General features: G+C 65.7%; 19 protein-coding genes. 9 read left to right on the plus strand and 10 right to left on the minus strand.

All coding sequences use genetic code 11. The features are described 5' to 3' along the window. Positions 1 to 120 precede the first annotated feature (120 nt). On the plus strand, positions 121 to 1,872 hold the full coding sequence (locus tag ACWEFV_RS24080; RefSeq protein ID WP_450072020.1) for an outer membrane protein assembly factor BamB family protein: 1,752 nt from the start codon (positions 121 to 123) through the stop codon (positions 1,870 to 1,872). Between the two features lie 5 nt (positions 1,873 to 1,877). On the opposite strand, the gene ACWEFV_RS24085 is transcribed toward ACWEFV_RS24080, so the two are convergent. The 6 genes from ACWEFV_RS24085 to ACWEFV_RS24110 all read right to left on the minus strand — a co-directional run bounded on the left by ACWEFV_RS24085 (position 1,878) and on the right by ACWEFV_RS24110 (position 8,466). Then, positions 1,878 to 3,671 carry an outer membrane protein assembly factor BamB family protein gene (locus ACWEFV_RS24085; protein ID WP_450072021.1) on the minus strand — a complete coding sequence of 598 codons (1,794 nt, stop codon included), beginning with the start codon at positions 3,669 to 3,671 and terminating at the stop codon, positions 1,878 to 1,880. A gap of 50 nt (positions 3,672 to 3,721) precedes the next feature. Beyond that, positions 3,722 to 5,548, minus strand: coding sequence for an outer membrane protein assembly factor BamB family protein (locus tag ACWEFV_RS24090; protein WP_450072022.1), 1,827 nt, complete (start codon positions 5,546 to 5,548; stop codon positions 3,722 to 3,724). A gap of 119 nt (positions 5,549 to 5,667) precedes the next feature. Further along, positions 5,668 to 6,468, minus strand: a complete 801-nt coding sequence (locus tag ACWEFV_RS24095) for a polysaccharide deacetylase family protein (RefSeq protein WP_450072023.1) — start codon at positions 6,466 to 6,468, stop codon at positions 5,668 to 5,670. 72 nt (positions 6,469 to 6,540) lie between these two features. Further along, complete coding sequence (locus ACWEFV_RS24100; RefSeq protein ID WP_450072024.1) at positions 6,541 to 7,071, minus strand: hypothetical protein; 531 nt, start codon at positions 7,069 to 7,071, stop codon at positions 6,541 to 6,543. A gap of 10 nt (positions 7,072 to 7,081) precedes the next feature. Beyond that, a complete protein-coding gene (locus ACWEFV_RS24105) occupies positions 7,082 to 7,912 on the minus strand; it encodes an LLM class F420-dependent oxidoreductase (RefSeq protein WP_135458578.1) in 831 nt (276 codons plus the stop codon). Further along, positions 7,909 to 8,466: a TetR/AcrR family transcriptional regulator gene (locus ACWEFV_RS24110; protein WP_135458580.1), complete on the minus strand. Its 558-nt coding sequence runs from the start codon at positions 8,464 to 8,466 to the stop codon at positions 7,909 to 7,911. The genes ACWEFV_RS24105 and ACWEFV_RS24110 overlap by 4 nt, the downstream gene beginning before the upstream one ends. Before the next feature lie 116 nt (positions 8,467 to 8,582). Between ACWEFV_RS24110 and ACWEFV_RS24115 the strand changes: the two genes are divergently transcribed. The 4 genes from ACWEFV_RS24115 (at position 8,583) to ACWEFV_RS24130 (ending at position 14,253) form a co-directional block, all read left to right on the plus strand. After that, on the plus strand, positions 8,583 to 9,500 hold the full coding sequence (locus tag ACWEFV_RS24115) for an SDR family NAD(P)-dependent oxidoreductase (protein WP_450072025.1): 918 nt from the start codon (positions 8,583 to 8,585) through the stop codon (positions 9,498 to 9,500). 103 nt (positions 9,501 to 9,603) lie between these two features. Next, positions 9,604 to 10,110, plus strand: coding sequence for a cupin domain-containing protein (locus tag ACWEFV_RS24120; RefSeq protein WP_450072026.1), 507 nt, complete (start codon positions 9,604 to 9,606; stop codon positions 10,108 to 10,110). A gap of 84 nt (positions 10,111 to 10,194) precedes the next feature. After that, on the plus strand, positions 10,195 to 11,901 hold the full coding sequence (locus ACWEFV_RS24125) for a DEAD/DEAH box helicase (RefSeq protein WP_450072027.1): 1,707 nt from the start codon (positions 10,195 to 10,197) through the stop codon (positions 11,899 to 11,901). 117 nt (positions 11,902 to 12,018) lie between these two features. Further along, entirely contained in the window at positions 12,019 to 14,253 is a 2,235-nt protein-coding gene (locus tag ACWEFV_RS24130) for a DUF1214 domain-containing protein (RefSeq protein ID WP_450072028.1), read from the plus strand. 145 nt (positions 14,254 to 14,398) lie between these two features. On the opposite strand, the gene ACWEFV_RS24135 is transcribed toward ACWEFV_RS24130, so the two are convergent. From ACWEFV_RS24135 to ACWEFV_RS24145, 3 genes are read right to left on the minus strand one after another with little or no spacing between them, the layout of a single operon-like run. After that, on the minus strand, positions 14,399 to 15,214 hold the full coding sequence (locus ACWEFV_RS24135) for an HAD-IIA family hydrolase (RefSeq protein ID WP_135458591.1): 816 nt from the start codon (positions 15,212 to 15,214) through the stop codon (positions 14,399 to 14,401). A gap of 25 nt (positions 15,215 to 15,239) precedes the next feature. After that, the gene (locus ACWEFV_RS24140) at positions 15,240 to 16,511 is read right to left on the minus strand and encodes an amidohydrolase family protein (RefSeq protein WP_450072029.1); all 1,272 of its coding nucleotides are present in this window, start codon (positions 16,509 to 16,511) and stop codon (positions 15,240 to 15,242) included. Beyond that, complete coding sequence (locus tag ACWEFV_RS24145; protein ID WP_450072030.1) at positions 16,501 to 17,694, minus strand: diaminopropionate ammonia-lyase; 1,194 nt, start codon at positions 17,692 to 17,694, stop codon at positions 16,501 to 16,503. The genes ACWEFV_RS24140 and ACWEFV_RS24145 overlap by 11 nt, the downstream gene beginning before the upstream one ends. A gap of 87 nt (positions 17,695 to 17,781) precedes the next feature. Between ACWEFV_RS24145 and ACWEFV_RS24150 the strand changes: the two genes are divergently transcribed. The 3 genes from ACWEFV_RS24150 to ACWEFV_RS24160 all read left to right on the plus strand — a co-directional run bounded on the left by ACWEFV_RS24150 (position 17,782) and on the right by ACWEFV_RS24160 (position 20,739). Next, positions 17,782 to 18,414, plus strand: a complete 633-nt coding sequence (locus ACWEFV_RS24150) for a GntR family transcriptional regulator (protein WP_450072031.1) — start codon at positions 17,782 to 17,784, stop codon at positions 18,412 to 18,414. Further along, positions 18,411 to 19,550 carry a histidinol-phosphate transaminase gene (hisC, locus tag ACWEFV_RS24155; RefSeq protein WP_450072032.1) on the plus strand — a complete coding sequence of 380 codons (1,140 nt, stop codon included), beginning with the start codon at positions 18,411 to 18,413 and terminating at the stop codon, positions 19,548 to 19,550. The genes ACWEFV_RS24150 and hisC overlap by 4 nt, the downstream gene beginning before the upstream one ends. Positions 19,551 to 19,620: 70 nt before the next feature. Next, positions 19,621 to 20,739, plus strand: a complete 1,119-nt coding sequence (locus ACWEFV_RS24160) for a pyridoxal phosphate-dependent aminotransferase (RefSeq protein ID WP_450072033.1) — start codon at positions 19,621 to 19,623, stop codon at positions 20,737 to 20,739. Between the two features lie 24 nt (positions 20,740 to 20,763). Here ACWEFV_RS24160 and ACWEFV_RS24165 read toward each other — a convergent pair whose 3' ends face one another. Continuing rightward, on the minus strand, positions 20,764 to 21,816 hold the full coding sequence (locus tag ACWEFV_RS24165; RefSeq protein ID WP_135458603.1) for an alpha/beta hydrolase family protein: 1,053 nt from the start codon (positions 21,814 to 21,816) through the stop codon (positions 20,764 to 20,766). 246 nt (positions 21,817 to 22,062) lie between these two features. Between ACWEFV_RS24165 and ACWEFV_RS24170 the strand changes: the two genes are divergently transcribed. Then, positions 22,063 to 23,544: a peptide ABC transporter substrate-binding protein gene (locus ACWEFV_RS24170; protein ID WP_450072034.1), complete on the plus strand. Its 1,482-nt coding sequence runs from the start codon at positions 22,063 to 22,065 to the stop codon at positions 23,542 to 23,544. The last annotated feature ends 2 nt before the right edge of the window (positions 23,545 to 23,546 follow it).

Below are 23,546 nucleotides of genomic sequence, written 5' to 3' on the forward strand. Positions count from 1 at the left end.
CTGGCGACCCCTGGGTAGAAAACGGTGGCAGTCCACCGAGGATGACGTACCGACCGCCGCGATTTCCCGCCCTGATGTGGCCCGACGCTGTGGCAGAGTCTGGCCCGAGGGGGTAGCCGAGTGAGCGACGAGACGAGTACCGGCGACGACGAGCGCAGATCCACGGTGACACGGGTGGGCCGGTTGGCCATCGCACTGAGTGTGGGCCTGGCGTTGGGAGCAGTGGGCCTCGCCATCTATGCCTATGCGGCACGAGTTCCGTCCGGGCAAACCGCGACCTACCTGGCTCCGGCGGGCCACCTACTGCTCGTCTCGATGGTCGCCGCATGCGTTGTCGGCGCCGCCACAATCCTGCTCGGCCTGCGAGCCATCTCTGGCGTCACCGTCGGTGGCCGTTCATCGGCACTGCTCGCGGGAACCGTCGCGGCCGCGGCCTACGGCTTCATCGCCCTACAACCCGCGCAGCTCGCTTTGTTGATCTCGGGGCCGGGCGCGCGTCCCGTCGTATTGATCGCGCAGATCTCCTGGGTGGTCCTTGTGTGTGCGGCCCTGTTCCTGCTCGCCGGTGCCACGTCCGCATCTCCCGACTCTGCGCGCAGGCCCGGCCCGGCCGCGTCCGGCGGACTGGCCGCCACCGGCGTCGCCTTGGCCGCCGTGGCCGGCATCGCGGTGACGTCGGTCAGCGGGGTCGGCACATCCTCGGCGACCACGACCGATCGGGTGGCAATACCCGCCCTGCCCACGTCCGTCGGAACGAATGTGGCCTACACGGTGAAGGTCGACGCGCAGAGGGTCCTTCCGGCCGGGCCCGGATTCGTCAGCACCGCTGATGGCGCCGTCATCGGTTTCGACGGGACAACCGGCGCTCAACGCTGGCGCTTCCCGACCGCGGACCTTCCCAAGCGGTGCGGTGACGTGTCGTTGTGGTCGACCGGGATCGCCGATGACGCGGTGGTGATCGTGCAGTGCACTCGCCCGCCGAATGACCCCGCCCTCGACAGCTACACCAACGAGGGCCGGAATCACGTCGCCTTCCTGGTCGGCCTCGATGCCACGACGGGCGAGCAGCTGTGGATCAACGACAGCGACTGGCGCTTGCAGGGCCGGGCCAATGCCGACGGTGACATCCTGGCGGCGCTGAGTCCCGGCCAGATCGGCGCACTGGATCCGAGGACCGGAAAACCGTTGTGGGTCAAGGACCGTCCCGATGACGACGACTGCAGTCGCAGCAGCTACGACGCCGTGGGCGGCAGACTGATCTTCGTCGACGCCTGCGGCGACAAACTGCACGTGTATGACGCGGATGCCGAGAGCACGATCGACCTCAGTCAACAGCCCGGTTTTCCATCGGGTGACGTATCCACCGAGCTGGTCGCCGTCGACAAAGGCCTCGCCGTCATTCAGGCAGCGGGAGTCAGGATCATGGATGGCATCCTTCTCATCGTCGATACCCAGACGAAGGATGTGCAGATCGTGCCTGGACCCTACGCACGCGGACCAGAGTCCGAGGCACTGATTCCGGGGCCCGTCCTCGAAATCGACAGGGACGGAAGCGCGCAGACAGTCACCCTGTACGTCCCCGCAGAGCGGCGCAGCGTGCACGTCACGGGCTTGGAGCTGTTCAGAGATCCTGCTGCGCAACGCTGGGCTCGGGTCGGCGAGGAGTTCGTGACCGCGTCGGCCTATCAAGGGGATTTCGACGAAAAGGTGGCCACCGTATCGGTGGCCGGTGGGCAAGCCGCGCTGAAACCGAATCCGTGCGGCGACCGCACGAGTAGGGTCGTACCCGTTCCTGGAGCAGTACTGACGTTGTGCGCCAACGAGTCCGGTAACGGGTCGATCATCGGCTATGACGTACTCGGACTGCGCTGAGGGCGTTACCGAACGGCGGCGACGGCATCCGACGTGCCACATTCGACAAGTACCGACCCGGGCACCAGGGAAACCGTCGGGGCGACTTGCATGCGGCCGTCGCACGGGTTGGGCAGCGTTTCGGCCGGCCCCCGCTTGCCGATGATGCGCATCGGGACCGGATCACGCATCGTGCCGGGCGGCAGCGGCGCGAGTGGGGCGTCGGGCAGCAATGTCAGCCACTGGTCCCCGACCCGCGCCATCGCTCCCCAAGCCTCCTCGCGGCCTTGCCACGCCAACAGCAGGCCCGTGTCGATGGTGACGCCATCACGCAGGTCGTGAATTGAAACCGGTTGCAGCTCTTCATGACTCTTGCTCACAGGGGTCAGCATGAGCGATTCCGCATCGATGAATATGGCGTCCCGATGGTCGGGCACCCGGACGATCACCCGGCCCGCTGCGACATCGATGACCAGCGGCGAGCCCGCACCGGACACCAGCACACGGTCGCCTGACGTGGCATCGATCCTCAGGCTGGAGTTCGTCTGGATCTCGCTGGGCTGAATACCGAGCGACGAGGCGGTGATCACGCCACGCTGCTGCCCGGTCTGCGGATCGAGCACCTGTGTCACCACGTCGGGACCGTCATCGCAGGTGCGCATCAGGATGAAATTCTCGGTGGCACGAATCGACGTCTTGCAGTCACGAGCGAATGTCTTGGCCCACAACTCATTTCCGGTTCGTGCCGCCAGGGCGGTCCACTTCATGCCACCGGCCGGGTCTGGGCTGCTGGTCAATAGCACGCTGGACGACAGGGGATAGTCCTCGTCGAACACATCATGATCCACCCGCGTCCACAACAGCGCTCCAGTGGTGGCGTCGAGTGCGATCATCGCATCGGTGGGAATGTAGGCCTTCACCAGAACCACGCTGTCGGGCCCGATTCCAGTCGTCCGCAGTTCGCTGACGTTGAATCGGGGCACGCTGAACGTCCAGCGTCGCTCCCCTGTTGCGCCGTCGAAGCCCACGACGGTTTCCTGTCGGTACTCGGGGCCGTTCTCGACGTGTACCCAACCCGCGCCGCCGGGCCTGGAGTAGGTGGCCAGAGACGACACCTCGGCCCGGTAGGCAACCTTGCCGGTCAGTGTCTTCAGTGTGGGCGGATCGACGCGCTCGGCGGTCTCGTTGTGGAACGGTGAAGCTTTGGCCTGCACCAGCACTGGCACAACGCCGATCGCGGCGACGATGACGGCCGCTGCCGCGGCCACCCATCGGCTCACCGTGAGCGGGCGCGGTGCCGGGTGCGGCGGGTGACCGCGGCAGGCGAGAACGCACAGCAGAGCCAGCGCCGCCAGGGCCAGGCACGCGAACCACCAGGCGGCGCGCGCGACAGTGGTGACGGCGAACGGATCCAGCGCGAGTTGATCCTCTGCGGCGTCGCGGAAGGCGTTGGCGATGGTTCCCCGGCCCTGTGCCATCAATGCCGCCACGACGAGCACGCCGAGCGCCGGGCTGGAATAGGCCACGAACTTGGCCCGCCACCCTGCCGCCTGCCGGTATGCCCGCCCCACCACGAGATATAGGGCGACCAGCAGCACGACGCCCACGACGACGAATGTGGTCCGCCACAACACCGTCGTCAGCGACGAAAAGTCTTCCCCCAACGGCAGTTCCGGTGTGCGGTGCAGCCAACCCAACACAAGGCACACGACAGCGGCGATGAGCAGACCCAGCATCAGCCCGAGCAGCACAGCGGGTTGCCGATATGACTCTTTTTGCGTGCTGTCGATGACAGTTTCGTCGAGCTCCCCCGCGGTCACCTGTCAAACCTAACCCGTCCGGGAGTGGGCCCACCGCAAATGTTCACCGGTCATCGCAGCCCGACCAGTTGCCAACCGCAGTCCACGAGGAGGGCGCCGGGGATGGTCGTCACGGAAGGTGCCGTGTCGGGCAGATCGGGGTCCTCGCACGGATTGGTGAGCGTGCGCACCGCACCGGTGTCATCGATCAGGGTCAGCGGCGCATGGCTGTCGTCGGGTGCAGCCGTGGACGGCAGCAGTGTCGCCAACTCGGGTCCGACCCGTGCCCACTGTCCGCCGATGCCGAGCAGCCTCCGGGTCCCGATCCGGTCGGTGGGCAGCGTTCTTCCGCTCGGAAGATCGACGAGGATTTCAGGCGACGCGCGAGGGTCCGCTGATCTCAACCAGTCCGGAGGTATGAGCGCCGCCGACATGCTCTTGGGAATCGAATAGAAGGGGCGGCCGGACGCCAGATCGACCGCCCGGCCTACGCCGTCACGATGCGGGTCGGCGCTGTGGAAGTACAGGGTGGCGAACGTGCTGTCCGGGTCGGTGTACACCCAGACCTCGCCGTCCAAGCCACTCGCGCGACGATCAATGCCCAACTGCGACGCGGTGATCGAGCCTCGCCGCTGGCCGGTCTGCGGATCGAGCAGGTAGGCGACCTCGTCGTCGTAGGGTCCGGCGTCGCACCGCACCATGACGACGACGTCGCGGGCCACCCGGGGCTGGGCCCGGCAACCTTGCCGAACAGTCGTGGACCACAGGGTTTCCCCGGTCCGCGGTGACAACGCCGTCCAGTCGACTTCCGCGGGATTTCTCCAGCTTGAGATGCCTTCTGCGACCGCCTGTCCCATCAACACGACCTGCTCGGACAGCTGCGGCGTGTCTATCGGTCCGACCTGGAACTTGCGCTCCGTGTCGCCGTGCGAGACCCACAGCAATTCACCCGTCGTGGCATCGAGTCCGATCAGTGCGCCCGCGGTGCGGTATGACGCCTGCAGCACTGCCACGCTGTCGGGCCCGAACCCGGTGACAGCGAGGGCTTGGAGATAACCGTTTCCCGGCAGTTTGAACACCCACCGTCGTTGACCGGTGGCTCCGTCGTAGCCCTCGATCTGGGTATCGAAGCTGCCGCTGTGAATCCGGAGGAAACCGGCGCCGCCGGGGAACACCGTGACATTTCGGGTGTGCGGCAGATCAATCCGGTAGGCCACCTCCCCCGAGATCCGATCCGGCAGAGCGGAATCGATGCGAGCTGCGGTCGTGCTGTCGGGTGCCGCCCTGACCGTGTGCACCGCAAGTCCCACGAGGACGGCGAGGACAGTGACGATCGCGACCGGGAGGACGAGCCTCGGATTGGATGCGAGGGTCATCTCAGGTCGCGGCCGATCCTCGGCAAGTACATGCCCAGCCAGCCAGACGAACGCCAAGCTGAATACCGCCAGGCAGGCGCACCACCAGGCAACCCGCGCCACCGTGGTCACCTGCACAAGATCCAGTCCAGCCTGCTGCCATGAGGCGTCGTCGAAGATCTTCTTCGGCGTGCCCCGGTAGAGGTAGAGCAGGCCACCCAGTGCAACGATCAGCAGACCCGGTGCCACCCACATCCGCCACAGGGCACCGCGACTCGTCGAACGTGTGCGCCCTGATCGCGGCACGAACGTCGCGAGGACGAAACCCACAGCGACGCCGACGGCGATCGTGGTGTGCCACAACATTGCGGTGATCGCGGAGTGGTCTGTTTCGAACGGTGCCTCCGGGATCCGGTTGATCCAGGCATATGCGAGACACAGCGCCCCAGCAGTGGTGAACCCGAAGGTCAGACCGATGGGAACGCTGAAATGCGGATAGGTCTTGCGCCCGTCACCAGATGAATCCGCCCCCTCGATCCCCATGCGCCGAGATTAGTCAACGGCTGGGAACGATTGGCGGCGTTGGCCCTGTGAATGGCCAGTTGTGGCACGCGGAACGTGAAAATCCGTGACATAACTGGCCACTCGACGGGTAATGCTGACTACCCCGCAGCCCGCCCATTCGGCGACACGAACTGCCAGCCCGCCGCCTGCATGGCGGGGATCGCATCGGCGAAGCCGGCGTGGGTACCCGATTGCGGATGGTTCATGTGGGCGATGACGATCGACCCCGGGGCCGCATTCATGACGTTGGACCGCACGGCCGCGGCGGACGCCGTCGCACCGTTGTCCGCGTTGACGGTGAACCCCAATGGTTGCTCGCCGAGTTCGTGCACGATCTCGACGGCCACGTCGTCGTAATGTGCGGTGCCGGGACGGAACCAGGTCGGGGCCCGGCCGGTCAACGCGGTGAGCTTTTGATCGTTGCCCCACACCTCGCTCACCACTTCGTCGGCCGAGCGGGTCCCGGCGATGCCATAGGCAGAACGACCCGTCACCGACAGCGGCACATGCCGGGTGCCATGGTTCCCGATCTCGAACAACGGATTGCCGGCCAACTGCCGCGCCCGGTCCGGATTCCTGTCGATCCATCTCGAGTTGAGCATGAGCACCGCAGGCACACCGTTGCGTTGCAGGGTGTCGAGCAACGCGTCGTCGCAGGCACCGTCACAGGCGTCGAAAGTCAAGGCGATCTGACGGCCGGCCGCGGCGAACGACGTGGTTATTCCGGGCAGGGCCATCCCCCACTGTGTGGGCGCTCGTCGCTTGTTGGTCACCGCGACCGACGGCGGGTCGATCGCGTTCGGGTCGGCCTGAGCTGCGGGCACCCCGACACGCAATGCGTAGCCGGCGGCGATCGAACCGACCGCGGACGCCGCCAGGAACGTACGCCTGGTGATCACTCTGCCGACGGTAGGAGCGCTTCTTGATGATCGGCCGTCGATTAGCTGTGGGCTGGCTGGGGCCCTGCGTCGTCAGTGCCCTTGGGACAGCACGAACAGCTCAGTGCGATCGCCGTTGCGTGCCAACAACACGGTCTCACAGTCGGGAGGCGTACCCGCGTAGTTGTCGGTCAGAACATCAGCACCGTGCAGGGCACGGGTGCTGACCGCAAGCTGGGTTCGGGCATCGCAGTGAAATCTCGGCTTGCCGACGAAGTCCCGGTCCACGATCTCGTCATCGCAGGTGACACCGCGCAATGGCGGGAAATCCGGATTTGCTTGGGCAAGAGCTTGTTTCGCCGAATCGAAGCTCCCGACCACCGAGTACCGGCCTCGATAGAAGTCGGCCCCGGTGAACACTCGGGCCTGAGTCATATCCTCGAAGGCGAAGCCGTCGGGGATTCCGACATGACGCAGTTCCATCGCCTTCGCGGCCCCGTCGGCGTCGAGGTCATGGAGACCGAGATCATCGTCACCGAAGCCGAATACAGCGAAGACAACCACCGATGCCACGATCAACAGGCCCACACCGGATACCAGGACGGCGACCGCGATCAACGCCACCAACCACCAGTTACGCCCGATACTTCTGCACCTGTTCTGCGAACTCATCGAGCAGTCGTAGCGATTCATCCTTGCCGACGGACGGCAGGAACAGCCCTAGCTGGCCGAAGCCGAGATCCTCAGCGGCACGCCAATAGTCGGCCTTGATGGGTGCGCCGAACATCAGCAGCGGCACGTCGTAGTCCGCGCCCGCACGCAGTTGCCCGATTCGCTTGGCCAGCACATCGCGTGGCTGCGCGGTCGAGATCCAGCCCGCGCCGTGGCGGATCACCCGCTTGACGGTGGCGTCGGAGTTACCGCCGATGTAGATGGGCGGGTGCGGTTGCCGGACCGGCTTGGGGCGGCAGTAGGACGAATCGAAGTTGACGTACTTGCCGTGATATTCGGCGGGCTCGGTGGTCCACAGCGCCTTGACCGCCTCGATGCTCTCGTCGAGGCGGGCCCCACGGGTCTTGGGATCCGTGCCGTGGTCGCGCATCTCCTCGAGGTTCCAGCCGGCGCCGACGCCGAAGACGAACCGGCCGCCGGAGAGGAGGTCGATGCTCGCGGTTTCTTTGGCGGTGTGGATCGGATCGCGCTGGATGAGCAGGGCGACTCCGGTGACCAGTTCGATCGTGGTGGTCACCGCCGCCGCGGCGGCCAGCGTCACGAACGGGTCGAGGGTGTTGTAGTACCACGGCGGCAGCTCGCCGCCCTCCGGGTACGGGGACTCCCGGCTCGCCGGGATGTGGCTGTGCTCGGCGATGATGAGCGACGCGAACCCCCGCTCCTCGATCGCACGAGCAAGCGACACGGTGTCGATGGTGTCGTCGTCGACGAAGGTGGCGATGCCGAACTTCACTTGGCCGACGCTACTCCCGCGCGCAGCCCATCGAACACCACTGAGGTAACCCGCTCGGCCACGTCGTCGTTATAGGCCTGCATGGCCTGGCAGCCGACCAGGAGCGCCTTCACTTCGGCGACGGTGACGTCACCTCGTACCGTGCCCGCGCGTTGCGCGGCCGCCAGGAGGTCGCCGAGGACCGCGAGGTACTCGTCCTCGGCCTCGGGTACCACGTTCTTGACGTCGATGCCCAGACCGGCGAGGGCATCGACCAGTCCGCGGTCGGCGGCACCCCACTGCAGCACCATCGACCGCAGGAAGCTGAACAGCGCATCGGCCGGATCGTCCTCGGCCAGCAAGGTTCGCCCCTCCTCGACGACGCCGCGGATCCGCTCGGCGATCACCGCCTGGAACAACGCCTCCTTGGTCGGGAAGTGCCGGTAGACGGTTCCCGCGCCGACGCCCGCCCGACGCGCGATCTCATCGATGGGCACGGACAGTCCGTCGGCCGCGAATGTTTCGTAGGCGACCTCAAGCACCCGGGCCCGGTTCCGGGCCGCATCCGCACGCATTCGTCCACACCTCACAAATCGGTCAGCGGCAAACCATTGACAAAACGGGGCGCACGTTCCGTATATTCGTACACAACCGGAGCGTTCACTCCGTTTAGCCCTCCTAGGAGTCTCTCATGACCAAGTGGACCACCGCCGACATTCCGGACCAAAGCCGCCGCACGGCCGTCGTCACCGGCGCCAATACCGGCCTCGGACTCGAGACCGCCAAGGCCCTCGCCGCCAAGGGCGCCCACGTCGTCCTCGCCGTCCGCAACCTGGACAAGGGCGAGGCCGCCGTCGAGTGGATCTCGCGGTCGGTGCCGCAAGCCGATCTCGAACTGCAACGCCTCGACCTCGGGTCACTGGCGTCAGTGCGTGAGGCCGCCGCCGAGATCAAGGCAAAGCACGACACCATCGACCTGCTGATCAACAACGCCGGCGTCATGTACCCGCCGAAAGAGACCACAGCGGACGGGTTCGAGCTGCAGTTCGGCACCAACCACCTCGGCCACTTCGCACTGACCGGCCTGCTGCTCGACCGCCTACTGCCGGTTACCGGATCCAGGGTGGTCACGGTGAGCAGCATCGGGCATCGCATCCAGGCCGCAATCCATTTCGACGACCTGCAATGGGAACACAGCTACAGCCGCGTGGGCGCCTACGGTCAGTCCAAGTTGGCCAACCTGCTGTTCACCTACGAACTGCAGCGCCGCCTCACCGGCCGACACACCACCGCGCTCGCCGCGCACCCGGGCGGCTCGGACACCGAGTTGATGCGTCACCTGCCCGGCATCCTGCAAAGCGCGATCCCGCTGCTGCGTCCGCTGTTCCAGGACGCCGCGGCCGGCGCACTGCCGACGTTGCGGGCAGTCACCGATCCGGGCGCCCTCGGCGGCCAGTACTTCGGGCCGCACCTCACCACCCGCGGCTACCCGAAGGTCGTGCCGTCCAGTGACCAGTCCCATGACGTGGAGCTGCAGCGTCGACTGTGGGCGGTGTCGGAGGAACTCAGCGGCGTGACGTACCCACAGCTGCAGGACGCGCGCGCCTGAATTCTCGCCGCCGATTTCGACACCACGGCCGCTCCGACGCGACGCGGACGACCCTGGCGTCGATCTCGGCGCGAACAAGCTCGCCGCGGCTAGGCTGGCGCTCGTGTCGTTCTGGGATCCCAAGAATGTGCCCCCATATCCCCCGGCCCGCTACACCAGAGACGAGCCCGAAGTCAGCGCCCGGCTGAGACGGGGCGACGAACCGCCCGACTACGATTCCCTCGGCCTCGTCAAGTACCACTACCTGGCCAACCAGCAGCAGACCAACGGCGATTACGGCCTGTATCGCATCGACATCAGCCCGCAGGGCGGCGGGCCCGGCCCTCATTTTCACCGGGCCATGTCAGAGGCCTTCTTCGTCCTGTCGGGCACCGTCAAGCTCTACGACGGAAACGACTGGGTGGACGGCAACCAGGGCGACTTCCTGTATGTTCCACCGGGCGGAATCCACGGTTTCCGGAATGAGGCCGACGCGCCGACATCCCTGTTGATGTTGTTTGCTCCAGGCGCGCCGCGGGAGGCCTATTTCGAAGGGTTCGCCCAGTTGGCCGACCTCAACGACGAGGAACGCGCCGAGTGGTTCATCAAGAACGACAACTACTTCATCTGAACGACACGCCCGGCGCGCTCCTGCGGATATGCGCTGACGTAACACACTGGCCTAGAATGCTTTCCGACTGAGAGGAGTCCTAGGGTGCGGGCTGATGCAGCGCCCAGCACCCAGGCACTTCGGGGCTGGCAGCGCAAGGCGCTGGTGCGGTATTTGACTGCCAAGCCGCGGGATTACCTGGCGGTCGCCACGCCTGGCGCAGGTAAGACGACGTTTGCGCTGCGGATCGCGGCGGAGCTGCTCAACGACCGCACGGTCGACGCCATCACTGTGGTGGTGCCCACCGAGCATCTCAAGATCCAGTGGGCGGAGTCGGCGGCGCGTAACGGCATCGCGCTGGATCCGAAGTTCAGCAACTCCGACTCCCGGACCTCGGCCGAGTACCACGGCGTCGTCGTCACCTACGCCCAGGTGGCCAGCCACCCCACCCGGCACCGGGTGCGCACCGAGAACCACAAGACGCTCGTCATCTTCGATGAGATCCACCACGGCGGTGATTCGAAGAGCTGGGGCGACGCGATGCGCGAAGCCTTCGATGACGCGACGCGGCGGCTGTCACTCACCGGTACGCCGTTCCGCAGCGATGACAGCCCGATCCCGTTCGTCAACTACGAGCCCGACGAAGCCGGGTTCCAGCGCTCGCAGGCCGACCATGTGTACGGCTATTCCGACGCGCTGGCCGACGGCGTGGTCCGGCCCGTCGTGTTCCTGGCCTATTCGGGTGAGGCCCGCTGGCGTGACAGCGCCGGCGAGGAGCACGCGGCACGCCTCGGCGAGCCGCTGACCGCCGAGCACACCGCGCGGGCCTGGCGCACCGCGCTGAACCCGACGGGCGAGTGGATGCCGGCGGTCATCGCGGCCGCCGACAAGCGGTTGCAGCAGAAGCGTCAGCATGTGCCCGACGCCGGCGGCATGATCATCGCCACCAACCAGACCACCGCCCGCGCCTATGCCGATCTGCTGACGAAGATCACCGGCGAAGTGCCCACCGTGGTGCTCTCCGACGACCCGAGCGCGTCCGACCGGATCAGTCAGTACTCGGCAAGCACCAGCCGTTGGCTGGTCGCGGTCCGCATGGTGTCCGAGGGTGTCGACGTGCCGCGCCTGTCCGTCGGGGTGTACGCGACGAGTGCATCGACACCGCTGTTCTTCGCTCAGGCCATCGGCCGGTTCGTGCGGTCCCGCCGGGCCGGCGAGACGGCCAGCATCTTCTTGCCGTCGGTACCGAATCTGCTCCTGCTGGCCAGCGAGATGGAAGCCCAGCGCAACCACGTGCTGGGCAAGCCGCATCGGGAATCCGACGGGCTGGACGACGAGGCGCTCGAAGCCGCCGAGAAACGCAAGGACGAGAAGGGCGAGCTGGAGAACGGCTTCGAGTCCCTGGGCGCGGACGCCGAGTTGGACCAGGTCATCTTCGACGGCGCCTCGTTCGGCACCGCCACCCCGGCCGGCAGCGACGAGGAAGCCGACTACCTCGGTATCCCCGGTCTGCTCGACGCCTCGCAGATGCGAGACCTGTTGCGGCGCAGGCAGGATGAGCAACTCACCAAACGCACGGCCGAAGCGGCGGCATCGGGTGCTCCCCCACCACCGCGCACCACACACGGGCAGATCCGGGAATTGCGTCGTGAACTCAACACTTTGGTGACCATCGCCCATCACCGCACCGGCAAGCCGCACGGCTGGATCCACAACGAGCTTCGGCGCATCTGCGGCGGGCCGCCGGTGGCCGCGGCGACGACCGATCAGTTGAAGGCCCGTATCGAAGCCGTGCGGGATCTGAAGGCCTGACAGCCGCCCGCACGACAAAAAATCAGAGTCCCCCCAAACTCACCCGAGACCGAACTGGAACTTGTTACAGTCGGCCAATTGCGTTCTGTTGCAGCCAGAACAGTTGGGGGAGACGAGATGACGACGACATCCGCAACCGCTGGAGGCGCGCGATTCATCGGGCGGGTGGGTGCTCTCGCCGTCGCGTTGGGCATCGGTGTGGCGGTTGCCAACGGCAGCGCGATCGCGTCCGCCGGGACCGGTAGCCCGGACTCGTCCGGAACGTCATCAGGGGCGACCAACAATCCGAAATCAGATAGCTCGACCCCGAAGCGAGGTCCCCGCAAGCCGTCGCTCTCGGGCCCGGACAAGCTGGCCAAACGACTCGGCGAGGTGTCCGCCAAAGTGGAGTCGGCCCTTGGTAGCTCGAAGGCCGGTGAGCGCCGAACGTCGACAACGTCAACTGACCGCAAGACCGATGCCAAATCCGCCACGGCCGCCGAAGCCGTCGAGACCGCCATCGGCAATGTCCGGCAGAAGGTCTCCCGGGCCGTCGGCACGCCGGCCGATGCGCCCCGCAAGCGACCGGCCACGCTCGACACCAGGCCACCGGGCTCGATCGAGGACGAGGCCACCACACCCCTGGAATCGCTGACCGTCGTCACCAAGACTGTGACGAATGATGTTGTGAACAAGGTGATTCCGGTGTTGGCACCCCGCATCCAGGCGCCGCCCGCCCAGGCCGTACCCGAGTTGGTGGCTGACGTGACCCAGGGGCTCAAACTCAAACCACGCATCCCGGAATCTCCGGTGAGCCCGGTCCAGGACCTCAGCCTTGCGGCGCTGCTGGGCTGGTCGCGCCGCGACGGCCTGCAGGGCCCGTCGTTCGATCTCCTCGGCCGGTCGCGGGAAGGGCAACAGGTCGAGAGCACCGTCACCACGTCGCAGGTCACCGACGCGGCGACGAGCACGCTGGCCACCGAGGACCAGCTCGAGGCCGAGCGACAGGTCAGCCAGATCGTCAACACGCCATTCGTTCAGCTGGCCAAGGTGGTCCTGATGGCGGCGTGGTACGTCGAGGCGGCCAAGAACTTCGCGACCGTCGGCGGCCCCGACTTCACGAACCTGGCACAGCTCAACGAGGCCGCGACCGAGTACGCCAATCAGTCGGCGACCGAGTTCCTGCTGCTGAATTCGAACGATCCGAAGCTGCTGCTGCAGGTCAACCCGCCGCACAGTTGGAACGGGCAGAACGCCGGCGGCACCCGGATCTGGTACGACAACCCCGACACCGTCTATCGATTCACGGGTATCAACGGAGCCTCGACCTACAAGATCGAGGGGAAGGTCCAGGGATACGACCCGGCCGACCCGAGCACCCACCCCACTTCCGCCAACACCAATTTCAGTGTGCTGACCGGCATCAACGGCGTCACCGCGGCGAATCTCAACGGTGAGGAACTCAGCGTCAGGGACGACGGGACGTTCACCATCGTGGTGAGCCCGGACGCGGCGCCGGCCAACCCCGAGAAGGGGATGAACTACCTCCAGGCGCCGGCCAACTCAACCATCCTCGCCACCCGAAACACCTTGGGGGACTGGAATACCGAGACGCCCATGACACTGACCATCGAGAAGACCGCCGGGCCGCCCAGCAGCTTGTTCAGCCAGATCGGCGGGTTCGCCATCCCGGTCATCGGCGAGACGGTGGTGAAGAACCCGCTTCTGATGAGCCTGGTGTCGATCGTCCCGGCGTTCGACAGGGTGCCGCTGCTGTTGTCGTCCGCCGAGACCGCAATCCTGATGCTGGTCACCGGTATCAGCGGCGAGAACACCTACATGTCGGTTGCGACCGCGACCGGCCAGCCCAACACGCTGTCCCAGCCACAGCACAACGCCCAGTTCCTCTCCACGCAGTTGCAGAGCGCGGGTTACTTCCAGCTCAAAGACGACGAGGCGATGATCATCACCGTGGATCCCGGTGATGCGGAGTACTTCGTGGTGCCGGTGACCAACGACTGGACCATCACCAACGACACCCGCAACCAGCAGACCAGTCTCAACAACAGTCAGGCCATCAAGAACGCGGACGGCACGTACACGATCGTGGTGTCCAAGAACGATCCTGGCGTGGCGAACTGGGTGTCCACCGGCGGGCTGAACCAGGGCACCATCTCGATGCGGTTCCAGGGGGTGGACCCGGATTCCACCAACAACCCGACGGTGACGACGCGTGTGGTGAAGGCTTCTGAGGTCGCGGGCATCGTGAACGACCCGAATGATCCCAACTACAACCCCGAGCAGTTGAACTACGACCGCGCCCAGCAGATCGCCGAACGCCAGGCCGGGTACGACAGGCGCTACACGGTGTAGCGGGGCGCTCCTGCCCCCGACAACGCGCTCGCCGATTTCTACGTGAGCGTCGCGCGCGCCGAAAAGTACTACCCAGGTGTAGAAAACGACGCGGCGCCGACGCCGGGGACGGCTGCCAGGACGACTGCCAGGACTACCGGGACGGCTACAGCTCCAACAGTTCAGGAAGGTCAGCGACCGAATCGATGACGTAGTTGGGTTGCATCGCGAATTCGTCTGCGGCCCAACGGTCCAGCGTGGCCTGACGGAACTTGCCGGTACGCACCAGCACGCCTGCCATCCCCACCACCTGCGCGGCCAGCACGTCGTTGTTGAGGTCGTCGCCGATCATGTACATCTCTTCGGGGTCGACGCCGAGGCGGTTCGCGGCGGCCAGGAACCCTTCCGGGGCCGGCTTGCCGACGGCGGTGGCCTTGCGGCCCGAGGTCTCCTCCATGCCGGCCAGGTACATGCCGGTGTCCACCCGCAGTCCGTCGGTGGTGGTCCACGCGGTGCTGCGATGCATCGCCACGACCGGCACTCCCTGCGCCATCCAGTCGTAGACCCAACTCAGCGTGAGGTGGTTGTACTCCGGCCCGGCCCCGCCGAGCAGCACCACGTCGGGGGTGTCAGGTGCGGCCGGTCCGGTGAAGTCACTCGAGTAGACGACGTCGACGCCGGGCATGTCCTCACCGATCTGCCCGCTGTTGACCAGGAAACATCGGGCGCCGGGATAGCGGTCGCGCACGTACTCGGCGGTCAGCGCTGCCGCGGTGATGACTTCGTCGGCGGCGACGTCCATGCCGGCCGCGGTCAGCAGGTCGGCGATCTGCGCGCGGGTGCGGGTAGTGGTGTTGGTCAGGTAGGACCGGGCGATCTGATTCTCGGCCAGGACCCGCAGTGTCTGCGCCGCGCCGTCGATGGGCTGCCAGGAGGTGACCAGCACACCATCGATGTCGAACAGCACTCCACCGATAGCCATGCAGCGACAGTAAACGCCCGCGATTTCAGCGCAACTCGGGGCTGGCACCTTTCGCCGCGACGCCGCGTACGACGAGTGCGGCTGATTCGAGCACAGTGATGTCCCGGTGCGGATCGGCCGGATAGGCAACCAAGTCGGCGAAGCTCCCGACGGCCAGTCTCCCGCTTACCCCCGGCAGCCGTGCCGCCGCCGCTGCGGTCTCGGTCCCGGCGCGCAGCGCTTCGCCCGCGGACATACCGGACTGGGTGAGGAGGCGTAGTTCGGTGGGCAGGGCGTCGAAGGGTGTCCATCGCCAACCGGCGTCCGTACCCGCCACGATGGTGACACCCGCGTCGATGAGGTCCCGCGTGTCGAGCAGGTCGTTTCGTTGCCGACGGGTCCACACCTCGCGGATGGCGGCCGCGGCGGGAGCTCGGTCCAGCACGTAGTGGCCCACGCTGAGTGTGGATACCACCACTGCCTCATGGTCCACGAGTTCGCGTGCCACCTCGGCACGTATTCCGGCATCGATCCGCCCATCGCCGGGAGAGCGGAATTTCGCGTGCTCGATCACGCGAATGCCGACGGAGAGGACCTGCCGAATTGAGTTGGCACACAGGCAATGAGCAGTCACCGGAAGGTCGGCTGCTCGACTGGCCGCGATGATTCTCTCGAGCTCGGCTGTTGTGAACGCGGCATCCCAGGGATTCGATCCCGTGGTACCGCCACCAGAGGCCATGACCTTGATCTGGGTTGCCCCGGCAGCTGCGAATTTCTCCACGAGTTTCTCCAGTGCGAACCCGCCCGATGCTTCGCCGCCCATCCGCGCTGCGTGCCCTCCCGGCGGTGTCAGCGGCGCACCGGCCGGATAGAGCCGGGCTCGGTCTGACGCCGGCCACGCATCCCGGGCGATCTCGAAGATGAGCGGTGCGGGCCCACCACAATCGCGAGCTGTGGTCACCCCGACGCTGAGAAGCGATTCGAGTGCGTGACGTGCGTGCGCACGGCATTCGCCGTTGTCGACGGGGCCGGCCACGACGTCTGAATCGCCTTGGGCCGGCTCAGTGACGTGCACATGCATGTCGATGAACGACGGACCGGCGACGAGCTCACCGAGGTCGATCGTCGGCGCCGTCGGCCAACTCGACGGAGCACGATCACACCCCGGGCTGACTTCTTCGACAAGGCCGCCCCGCACCAGGATCGCGGCCGGTTCCGGGCGTGGTTGATCATGGCCTAGTCGGATGCGACGGCCGACGACAATGGCTTCCGCTACCGATCGAACCGCCGAACGGCCGTCTGCCGATTCACCCGGCATGGATCGTCTCGCCGCCGGGTTGGACCGTGTCCTCGTCGCCGGCGATGGTGGCGGCGTAGGCATCTGGATCCGCCGCCCCCTCGGTGTTCAAGATCAGGACATGGTCGTACACCTCGCCGGCTTCGGTGGCGCCGTCCCGGTGATGCCGGAAGTACGCCGTCGCGCCGGCAAGCGATGCCGCCCCGCTCTCACCTGACTCGACTCCTACGTCGGCCAACTCCCGCATGGCGATTCGGGCATCGTCGTCGTCGACCGTTATCGCGGCATCGATCGATCCGTAGAGCTCCCCCCATGCCAGCAGCGACGGAACACCGCAGTTGAGCCCCGCCATTATCGAACGATGTGGGCCCGGGACCTCAACCCGCTTGCCTTCGCGTAGCGATTTGGCAATGCAGTCGGCCCCTTGCGGTTCCACGGTCGCCAACAAGGTCCGGGGCCGGGATCGGAAATGGCGGGCGACCGCCGCGGCGAGAGCCCCCACGCCGGCCGGTGCAAAGACTGCGAGTGACTCGGCAGGCTGGACGCCGCCGGCATCGAGCTGCTGTTGGATTTCGGCCATGATGGTCGCGTAGCCCGCGATCACCGCCGCGGGGACATCCTCATAACCCGGCCATGACGTGTCCGAGATCAGCACGTAGTGGGGGTTTCTCTGGGCCTGGTCGGCGACGAACTGCACAGTGTCGTCGTATGAGGCGTACGCCACGACCACGTCGGCGCCTTCAGAGCGAATGGCGTCGATCCTTGGTCTGGAAATGGTGCTGGGCACATAGACGACAGCGCCGAGACCAAGATCGCGCGCTATCCGCGCGACAGCACGGCCATGGTTGCCATCGGTGGCACATGTCAACGTGAATTCGCGTCCGCTCACCCGTCGCCGGAGATGGGCGAAGCTGCCTGCCGGGGGCTTCCCACACAGCGCACTGAGTGTCAGGTTCACCGCCCACGAGGCCCCGAGGATCTTGAACGACGGCAGGCCGAAGCGCTCCTGCTCGTTCTTCACCCAGACGTTCTTGACGCCCATCGATTCCGCAAGCGTGGGGACATGAACCAGCTCAGTCGGCACATAGCCGGGCATTGTCGTGTGCCATCGACGGCAACCAGGCCAGTAGTCGTCCGGCGAAGCAGTCAGCGCCAGCTCGCGGATGACGGATGCCGACCGTGCTATCGGGGTTATCTCGACCACCAAATCCTCCATTGCCTACTGTATTCAGTCTACTGTTGCGGTACAGTACACACCCGAGGAGGGATTGCAATGGTCGTAGAGAGACATTTGCTCCGCGACGCCGTTCAGTCTGCGGTTCTGGACAAGTTGCTTCGCGGCGATTACCCCGTCGGCACGCGGATCAATGAAGTTCATCTGGCGGCAGAGCTCGGCGTAAGTCGCACACCGTTACGCGAGGCACTGTCTGCCCTCGCCAACGATGGCCTGATCGAAGCGCGCCCAAGCCGCGGATTCTGGCTGTCGCCGTTGACTGACACGGAGGTCCGGGAGACCTACCCCATCATCTCCGCGTTGGAGCAGTTCGCGTTGCGGACGTCCGATGCCGCCCAGCTCGCCGCGATCGCACCGCGGCTAGGTGACCACGCTCGCGATATTCAGCAATCGTCGAACGCTGTCGTGGCGCAGGCCGCCGATGACGAGTGGCACGACCTGCTGATGAGCGCCTGCCCGAACGGGCGCCTGAAACGCCTTATCTGCGACCAGAAATTGGTGGTGCACCGCTATGAGCACGCGTACCTCAGTGACCCCTCCGCCCTCGGGGAGTCAGCCGGACAGCACACACGTATCGCGGACGCGATAGCGGCAGGTGACATCGAGGAAGCCTGCCGCGAGCTGGACCGCAATTGGCTGACCGGGATGGAACGACTCATCGAGCGCATCAACGGCGGCGGCGCCGGGTGACAACCATCGGGACATCGCGACGACAGATTTCCATTCGGGACGACTTGGCGGGTTTGGCAACCTACACGGCAGCGTCTGCACTCAGCGGAGTTGTGCACCGTCTCAACAACAATGAGAGCCCGTACCCGCCGCCCGCCGACGTGTTGTCCAACATGCTCGCCGAGCTGAAACAAGCCCTCGAAAACGCGCACAGATACCCCGACACGACCGTTACCGGTCTACGGGAGTCGTTGGCCCGCTACGTTGGCCACGACATACAGCCCGCTGAGGTCTGGGCCGGCAACGGCTCCAACGAGGTGTTGCTTCAGCTGCTCCTCGCCTACGGTGGCCCCGGGCGCCGGATCTTGGGTTTCACCCCTGACTTCGGCATGCACCGGCAGCTGGCAGCCATCACGGGAAGTGAATGGCACGACGGGATGCGAGCAGACGACTTCACGTTGACTGCCGAGCACGCCCGCTCCGTCATCGCACGGGTGCGTCCCGACATCATCATGGTCTCGAATCCGAACAATCCCACCGGAATGCCGCTGCCGCCGGACACCATCGAGCAGCTCGTCGATGCGGCCCGGGACTCGATCGTTGTGATCGATGAGGCATATCACGAGTTCGCCCGCACACGGTCGGTCGTGCCACGCATCCACGAACATCAAAACCTGGTCGTCGCCCGGACACTGTCCAAAGCCTTTGCCCTCGCGGGCGTGCGAATCGGGTACATCGTCGCGGCGGAGGCTCGCATACGCGACCTACGCATGATGTCGTTGCCGTATCCGGTCAGCAGCCTCGCCGCGGCGACAGCGAAAGTCGCTCTCGCCCACGCCCCACGACTACTCGAGCGGATTCCGGCCATCCTCGACGAACGTGACTGGCTACGAGCAGAATTGGAAAGCCGAGGGTTCAGGACGGCCGACAGCGACGCGAACTTCCTTCTGTTCACCGGCATGACGTGCTCCGAGAGCCTTTTCGAAGATCTGGCGGCCGCCAAGATCGCCATCCGCAATGTCGGACCGGCAGGATGGCTGCGCGTCTCGATCGGCACGCCTGCAGACAACCGAGCCTTCCTGGCAGTTCTGGACCGCGCCAACCCCACCAGCGCGTCCTTCACCGATTCTGAGGAGCGCAACGATGATCACCGTTAGCCGCACAGTCAATGCCGTATCGCCTTCGGCCACAATGGTAGTCGCTGCCAGGTCGGCACAACTGCGAGCAATGGGACGACACGTGCTGTCGCTGGCCGCCGGCGAACCCGACTTCACGCCTCCCGATCATGTCCTCGAAGCAGCTACTGAAGCGTGCTCGGCACGCGCGACCCATCGCTACTCCGGATCATCAGGCCTGCCCGAGTTGAGGGCGGCGATGGCGAGCGCCATGGCCGGAGTGGCCGGCCCGGATGAGATCGTGGTGACCAACGGGGCCAAGCAGGCCGTATATATCGCCATGGCAGTGCTTCTCAACCCCGGCGACGAGGTCCTGATACCAACCCCGTACTGGACGACCTACCCAGAGGCCGCACGTCTGGTCGGGGCGGAACCGGTGTTCGTTCCCACCGATCCGGAAGGGAAGGTACTCGTCGAGTCCTTGGAGGCGGCCTGGACGGACCGCAGCCGCATCGTGGTGATCGGCTCGCCGTCCAATCCGACCGGCGCGGTGTACTCCGCCGAAGAACTCGGGGCGATTGCCGAGTGGGCCCTTCGCCGGGGTCTGACCGTGCTCAGTGACGAGGTCTACGAACACCTGATCTTCGATGGCCGCGAGTTTGCGACCATCCGCGAGGTCAGTCCGGAGATCGCGGCGGCCACCGTCACCGTGCACGCAGTCTCGAAGACTTATGGAATGACCGGCTGGCGAGTGGGTTGGCTGCACGCTCCCGGACCAATTGCCGCCGCGGCGGCAAAAGTGCAGTCGCACTTGACATCCAATGTCAGCAACATCGCCCAAGCGGCCGCGCTGGCCGCCCTACGGGGCGGACTTGAGCATGTTCCGGCCGCAGTGGCCGCGTTCACCCGTCGCCGCGACCTCATGCTGCAGGTGCTCGACGGACTGCCCGGTGTCCACACCGCTGAGCCCGCCGGCGCGTTCTACTGCTTCCCGGATGTCTCCGAGGTGCTGAGCAGAGGCGTCAACGGGCGTCAGTTCGCCGACAGCATCGAGTTCGCCACCTACCTTCTCGACGAACTCGGGATCGCCGTGGTCCCCGGCGAGGCCTTCGGCGCACCCGGCCATATTCGGCTCTCGTTCGCCGCCAGCGACCGCGACGTGGTGGACGCCATGTCGGGTCTCCAGCGGCTGCTCGGCGGTTGGAGTGACGAGACAGGCCACACCCACTGAAAGCAGTCCAGCGCACGCGGACTGCTAGACAACGTCTTTCAACCACCGGAGGATAAGGCCGGCGATCTGGTCTGAGTTGTCGTCCCACATGGACATGTGCGTGTTACCGGTGATGCCACTGGCAGGCAGGTCGATCCAGGTGACGTTGCCACCCGCCGCCTGCAGCCGGTCGGTGTACTCGCGGGTCGAGTTCCAGAGATCTCGCCACCCGGCGGCCGGCTCGTCATCGATGCGGTCACCCCAGATCACCAGGTGCGGAATGTGTTTGATCGGACTCAGATCAGTGCCGGCCGGGACCGCTGAACCGCTCGGTTCGACCGCGATGTGCGCGACCACGCGATCAGGGTTCCCCACGACGGTGGCGAATGCGTCCGGCCCGGAGGCACTGTGGGAGAGCAGAATGCCGCGACCGAGCCGCTCGAACAGCGCGTCATAAGCGGGCAACCGCAGATCGTCCGACAGCTTGTACCGCGGAATCACCTGTCGCATCGATTGATCGAACGCGTCGACCGGGAAGCGCGTTCCCGGATACGCCGTGCGGCTCCCCGGGTCCGTCGCGTACCCGCTGCCCGGCCCGATCCGGAAGATATCCCAGATCTCCGCCTTGGTGCGGAACAGGGGCTCGCTCGGATAGACCTCGGGATAGCGGGCCGACGGCGCTCGGCCGCCACCGACCGGGTCGCAGACGACCGTGTCGTATCCATCGCGCAGGAACCGCTCCTGCCAGCCCGCACGCCCGTCGGGCGTGCCTTCGTAGCACACCCCGGATAGTCCGCCGCCGGGCCAGAACACGACCGGGGCCTCGGTGCGCGGGTTGTCGAGTCTCACTTCGTGCGCGTACAGCTGCCCGATTTCGATGTCGCCGTTCGGATCAACGGTCGCCGCGGGCACGCCGGCCGCGGTGAACATCGGCCGGGTCGCCTCGCCGCGCACCGACAGCGATCGTCCGCCGACATGGAAGCCCGACATGCTGCGGACCCGCAGCGTCGCTGCCTCACTTCCGCAACCGGCCGCGGCCAAGGTGGATGCACCCACCATGCCGATCCCAGCGCCTTTCAGGAGCGTACGTCGTTGCATCGGTGCCCTTTCCATCGTTCGACAACCACCACGAATGCAGCCACACGGCCGTCCGCCGACCGGTGATCAAGTTCACCGAATCCCGCTGAAAGCCTTGACACGGGCCAAAATGTAGCACACTGTATTCAGAACACAGTAGCGGGAAAGAGGGCCATGCGACGACTCATAGGACTAGCGATCGCGGCGATCGCCATCAGTGCGACTGCATGTGGAAATGGAGGTTCCGGGGACGCGTCGAGCGGCAAGATGTCGGTCGCCATCCTGGAGCCTTCATCGCTGATGCCAGCAAACTATTCGGAGGTGTACGGCTCGCAGGTCGTGACGTCGCTGTTCACGCCGCTGGTGACGTTCGATCCAGGGAGCAATGAAACGAGACTCGGGGTCGCTTCCGAGATCAAGAGCGCCGACAGCCAGCACTGGGATGTGCGTATCGCCCCCGGCTGGACGTTCCACAACGGCGAACCGGTGACGGCTTCCTCATTCGTCGACGCGTGGAACTTCAACGCCAGCCGCGATGCGGCCCAGCTCAATTCATACGTGTTCAACAACATTCAGGGCTACGACGACGTCTCCGCAGGCTCAGCGACCGCGATGAGTGGTCTTCGCGTGATTGACGACAAGTCATTCCGGATCGACCTGAAAACACCCGACTCGCAGTTCGAGATCATGCTCGGCTACCCCGCCTTCTCACCTCTGCCGACAGCGGCCTTCAAGGATCCGAAAGCATTCGAGCGGGCGCCGATCGGTAACGGCCCCTTCAAGATGAACGGGGAATGGGTCCACGACCAAGAGATCCAGATGACCCGGTTCGACGAGTATGCCGGCACTCCGGCCAAGGCCTCGTCTCTGACCTACCGGATCTACCAGAGCTTCGACACCGCGTACAACGACCTGGTCTCCGGCGGCGTCGACATCGTGCCGGGGATTCCCGCATCGAAGGTCGACGAAGCGCGGCGAATCCTCGGCGGGAACTACGAGGAGTTCGGCAGCGGACGATTGGAGTACCTCGGATTCCCGCTCTCTTCATCGCAATTCGATTCCGCCGACGTTCGGCACGCCGTCTCGATGGCCATTGACCGGCAGACCGTCAGCAACGCCGTATTCGCGGGCACTCGCGAGCCCGCAACCGGCTACGTGCCCAGCCTCGTGCCGGGGGCAGCGGCAGACGCATGCGGCCAGACCTGCACGCACGATCCCGAGGCCGCCAGACGCCTCTTCGATCAAGCCGCGAACAACCGCATCCGTGATGGATTCTCGATCGCGTACAGCACCGACAGCCCCGACAATAAGCCCTGGGTCGAGGCTGTGGCCCGGCAACTGTCGGACAGTCTCGGTATTCAGGTCACGCCGAAGCCGTATCCAACCCTGGCGGTGGTACTCGAAAAGCTGGGCAACGGATCGGTCGACTCCGCGTTCAGAACTGCCTGGACCTTCTACTACCCCAGCATCGGGAACTATCTCGAGCCGGTCTTCGGTGCCAAATCTCCCGAGAACTTCTCCGGCTACCAAAACCCTTCCTTCGAAGAGAAATTGGCGAGCGCCAAAGGCTCCGCGTCGGCAGATCAAGCGCGCGACACCTACCTCCAGGCAGAGCAGATCGTGCTCAAGGACATGCCCTACGTCCCGCTGTGGACACAGCGGGTCCCGGTAGGTAGCTCCGAGCGCGTCACCGACGTGCACATGGACGCCTTCCGCAGGATCCATGTCGAAGACGTCGCGTTCAACTGATC

The organism is Mycobacterium sp. NPDC004974 (genome assembly GCF_053600815.1).

Coding starts and splice junctions, on each gene's coding strand:
- ACWEFV_RS24090 (WP_450072022.1), bottom strand. CDS start 5,548: ATGGGGATCGAGGGGGCGGATTCATCTGGTGACGGGCGCAAGACCTAT.
- ACWEFV_RS24110 (WP_135458580.1), bottom strand. CDS start 8,466: ATGCGTGCGGATGCGGCCCGGAACCGGGCCCGGGTGCTTGAGGTCGCC.
- ACWEFV_RS24115 (WP_450072025.1), top strand. CDS start 8,583: ATGACCAAGTGGACCACCGCCGACATTCCGGACCAAAGCCGCCGCACG.
- ACWEFV_RS24130 (WP_450072028.1), top strand. CDS start 12,019: ATGACGACGACATCCGCAACCGCTGGAGGCGCGCGATTCATCGGGCGG.
- ACWEFV_RS24135 (WP_135458591.1), bottom strand. CDS start 15,214: ATGGCTATCGGTGGAGTGCTGTTCGACATCGATGGTGTGCTGGTCACC.
- ACWEFV_RS24140 (WP_450072029.1), bottom strand. CDS start 16,511: ATGCCGGGTGAATCGGCAGACGGCCGTTCGGCGGTTCGATCGGTAGCG.
- ACWEFV_RS24160 (WP_450072033.1), top strand. CDS start 19,621: ATGGGACGACACGTGCTGTCGCTGGCCGCCGGCGAACCCGACTTCACG.
- ACWEFV_RS24165 (WP_135458603.1), bottom strand. CDS start 21,816: ATGCAACGACGTACGCTCCTGAAAGGCGCTGGGATCGGCATGGTGGGT.
- ACWEFV_RS24170 (WP_450072034.1), top strand. CDS start 22,063: ATGTCGGTCGCCATCCTGGAGCCTTCATCGCTGATGCCAGCAAACTAT.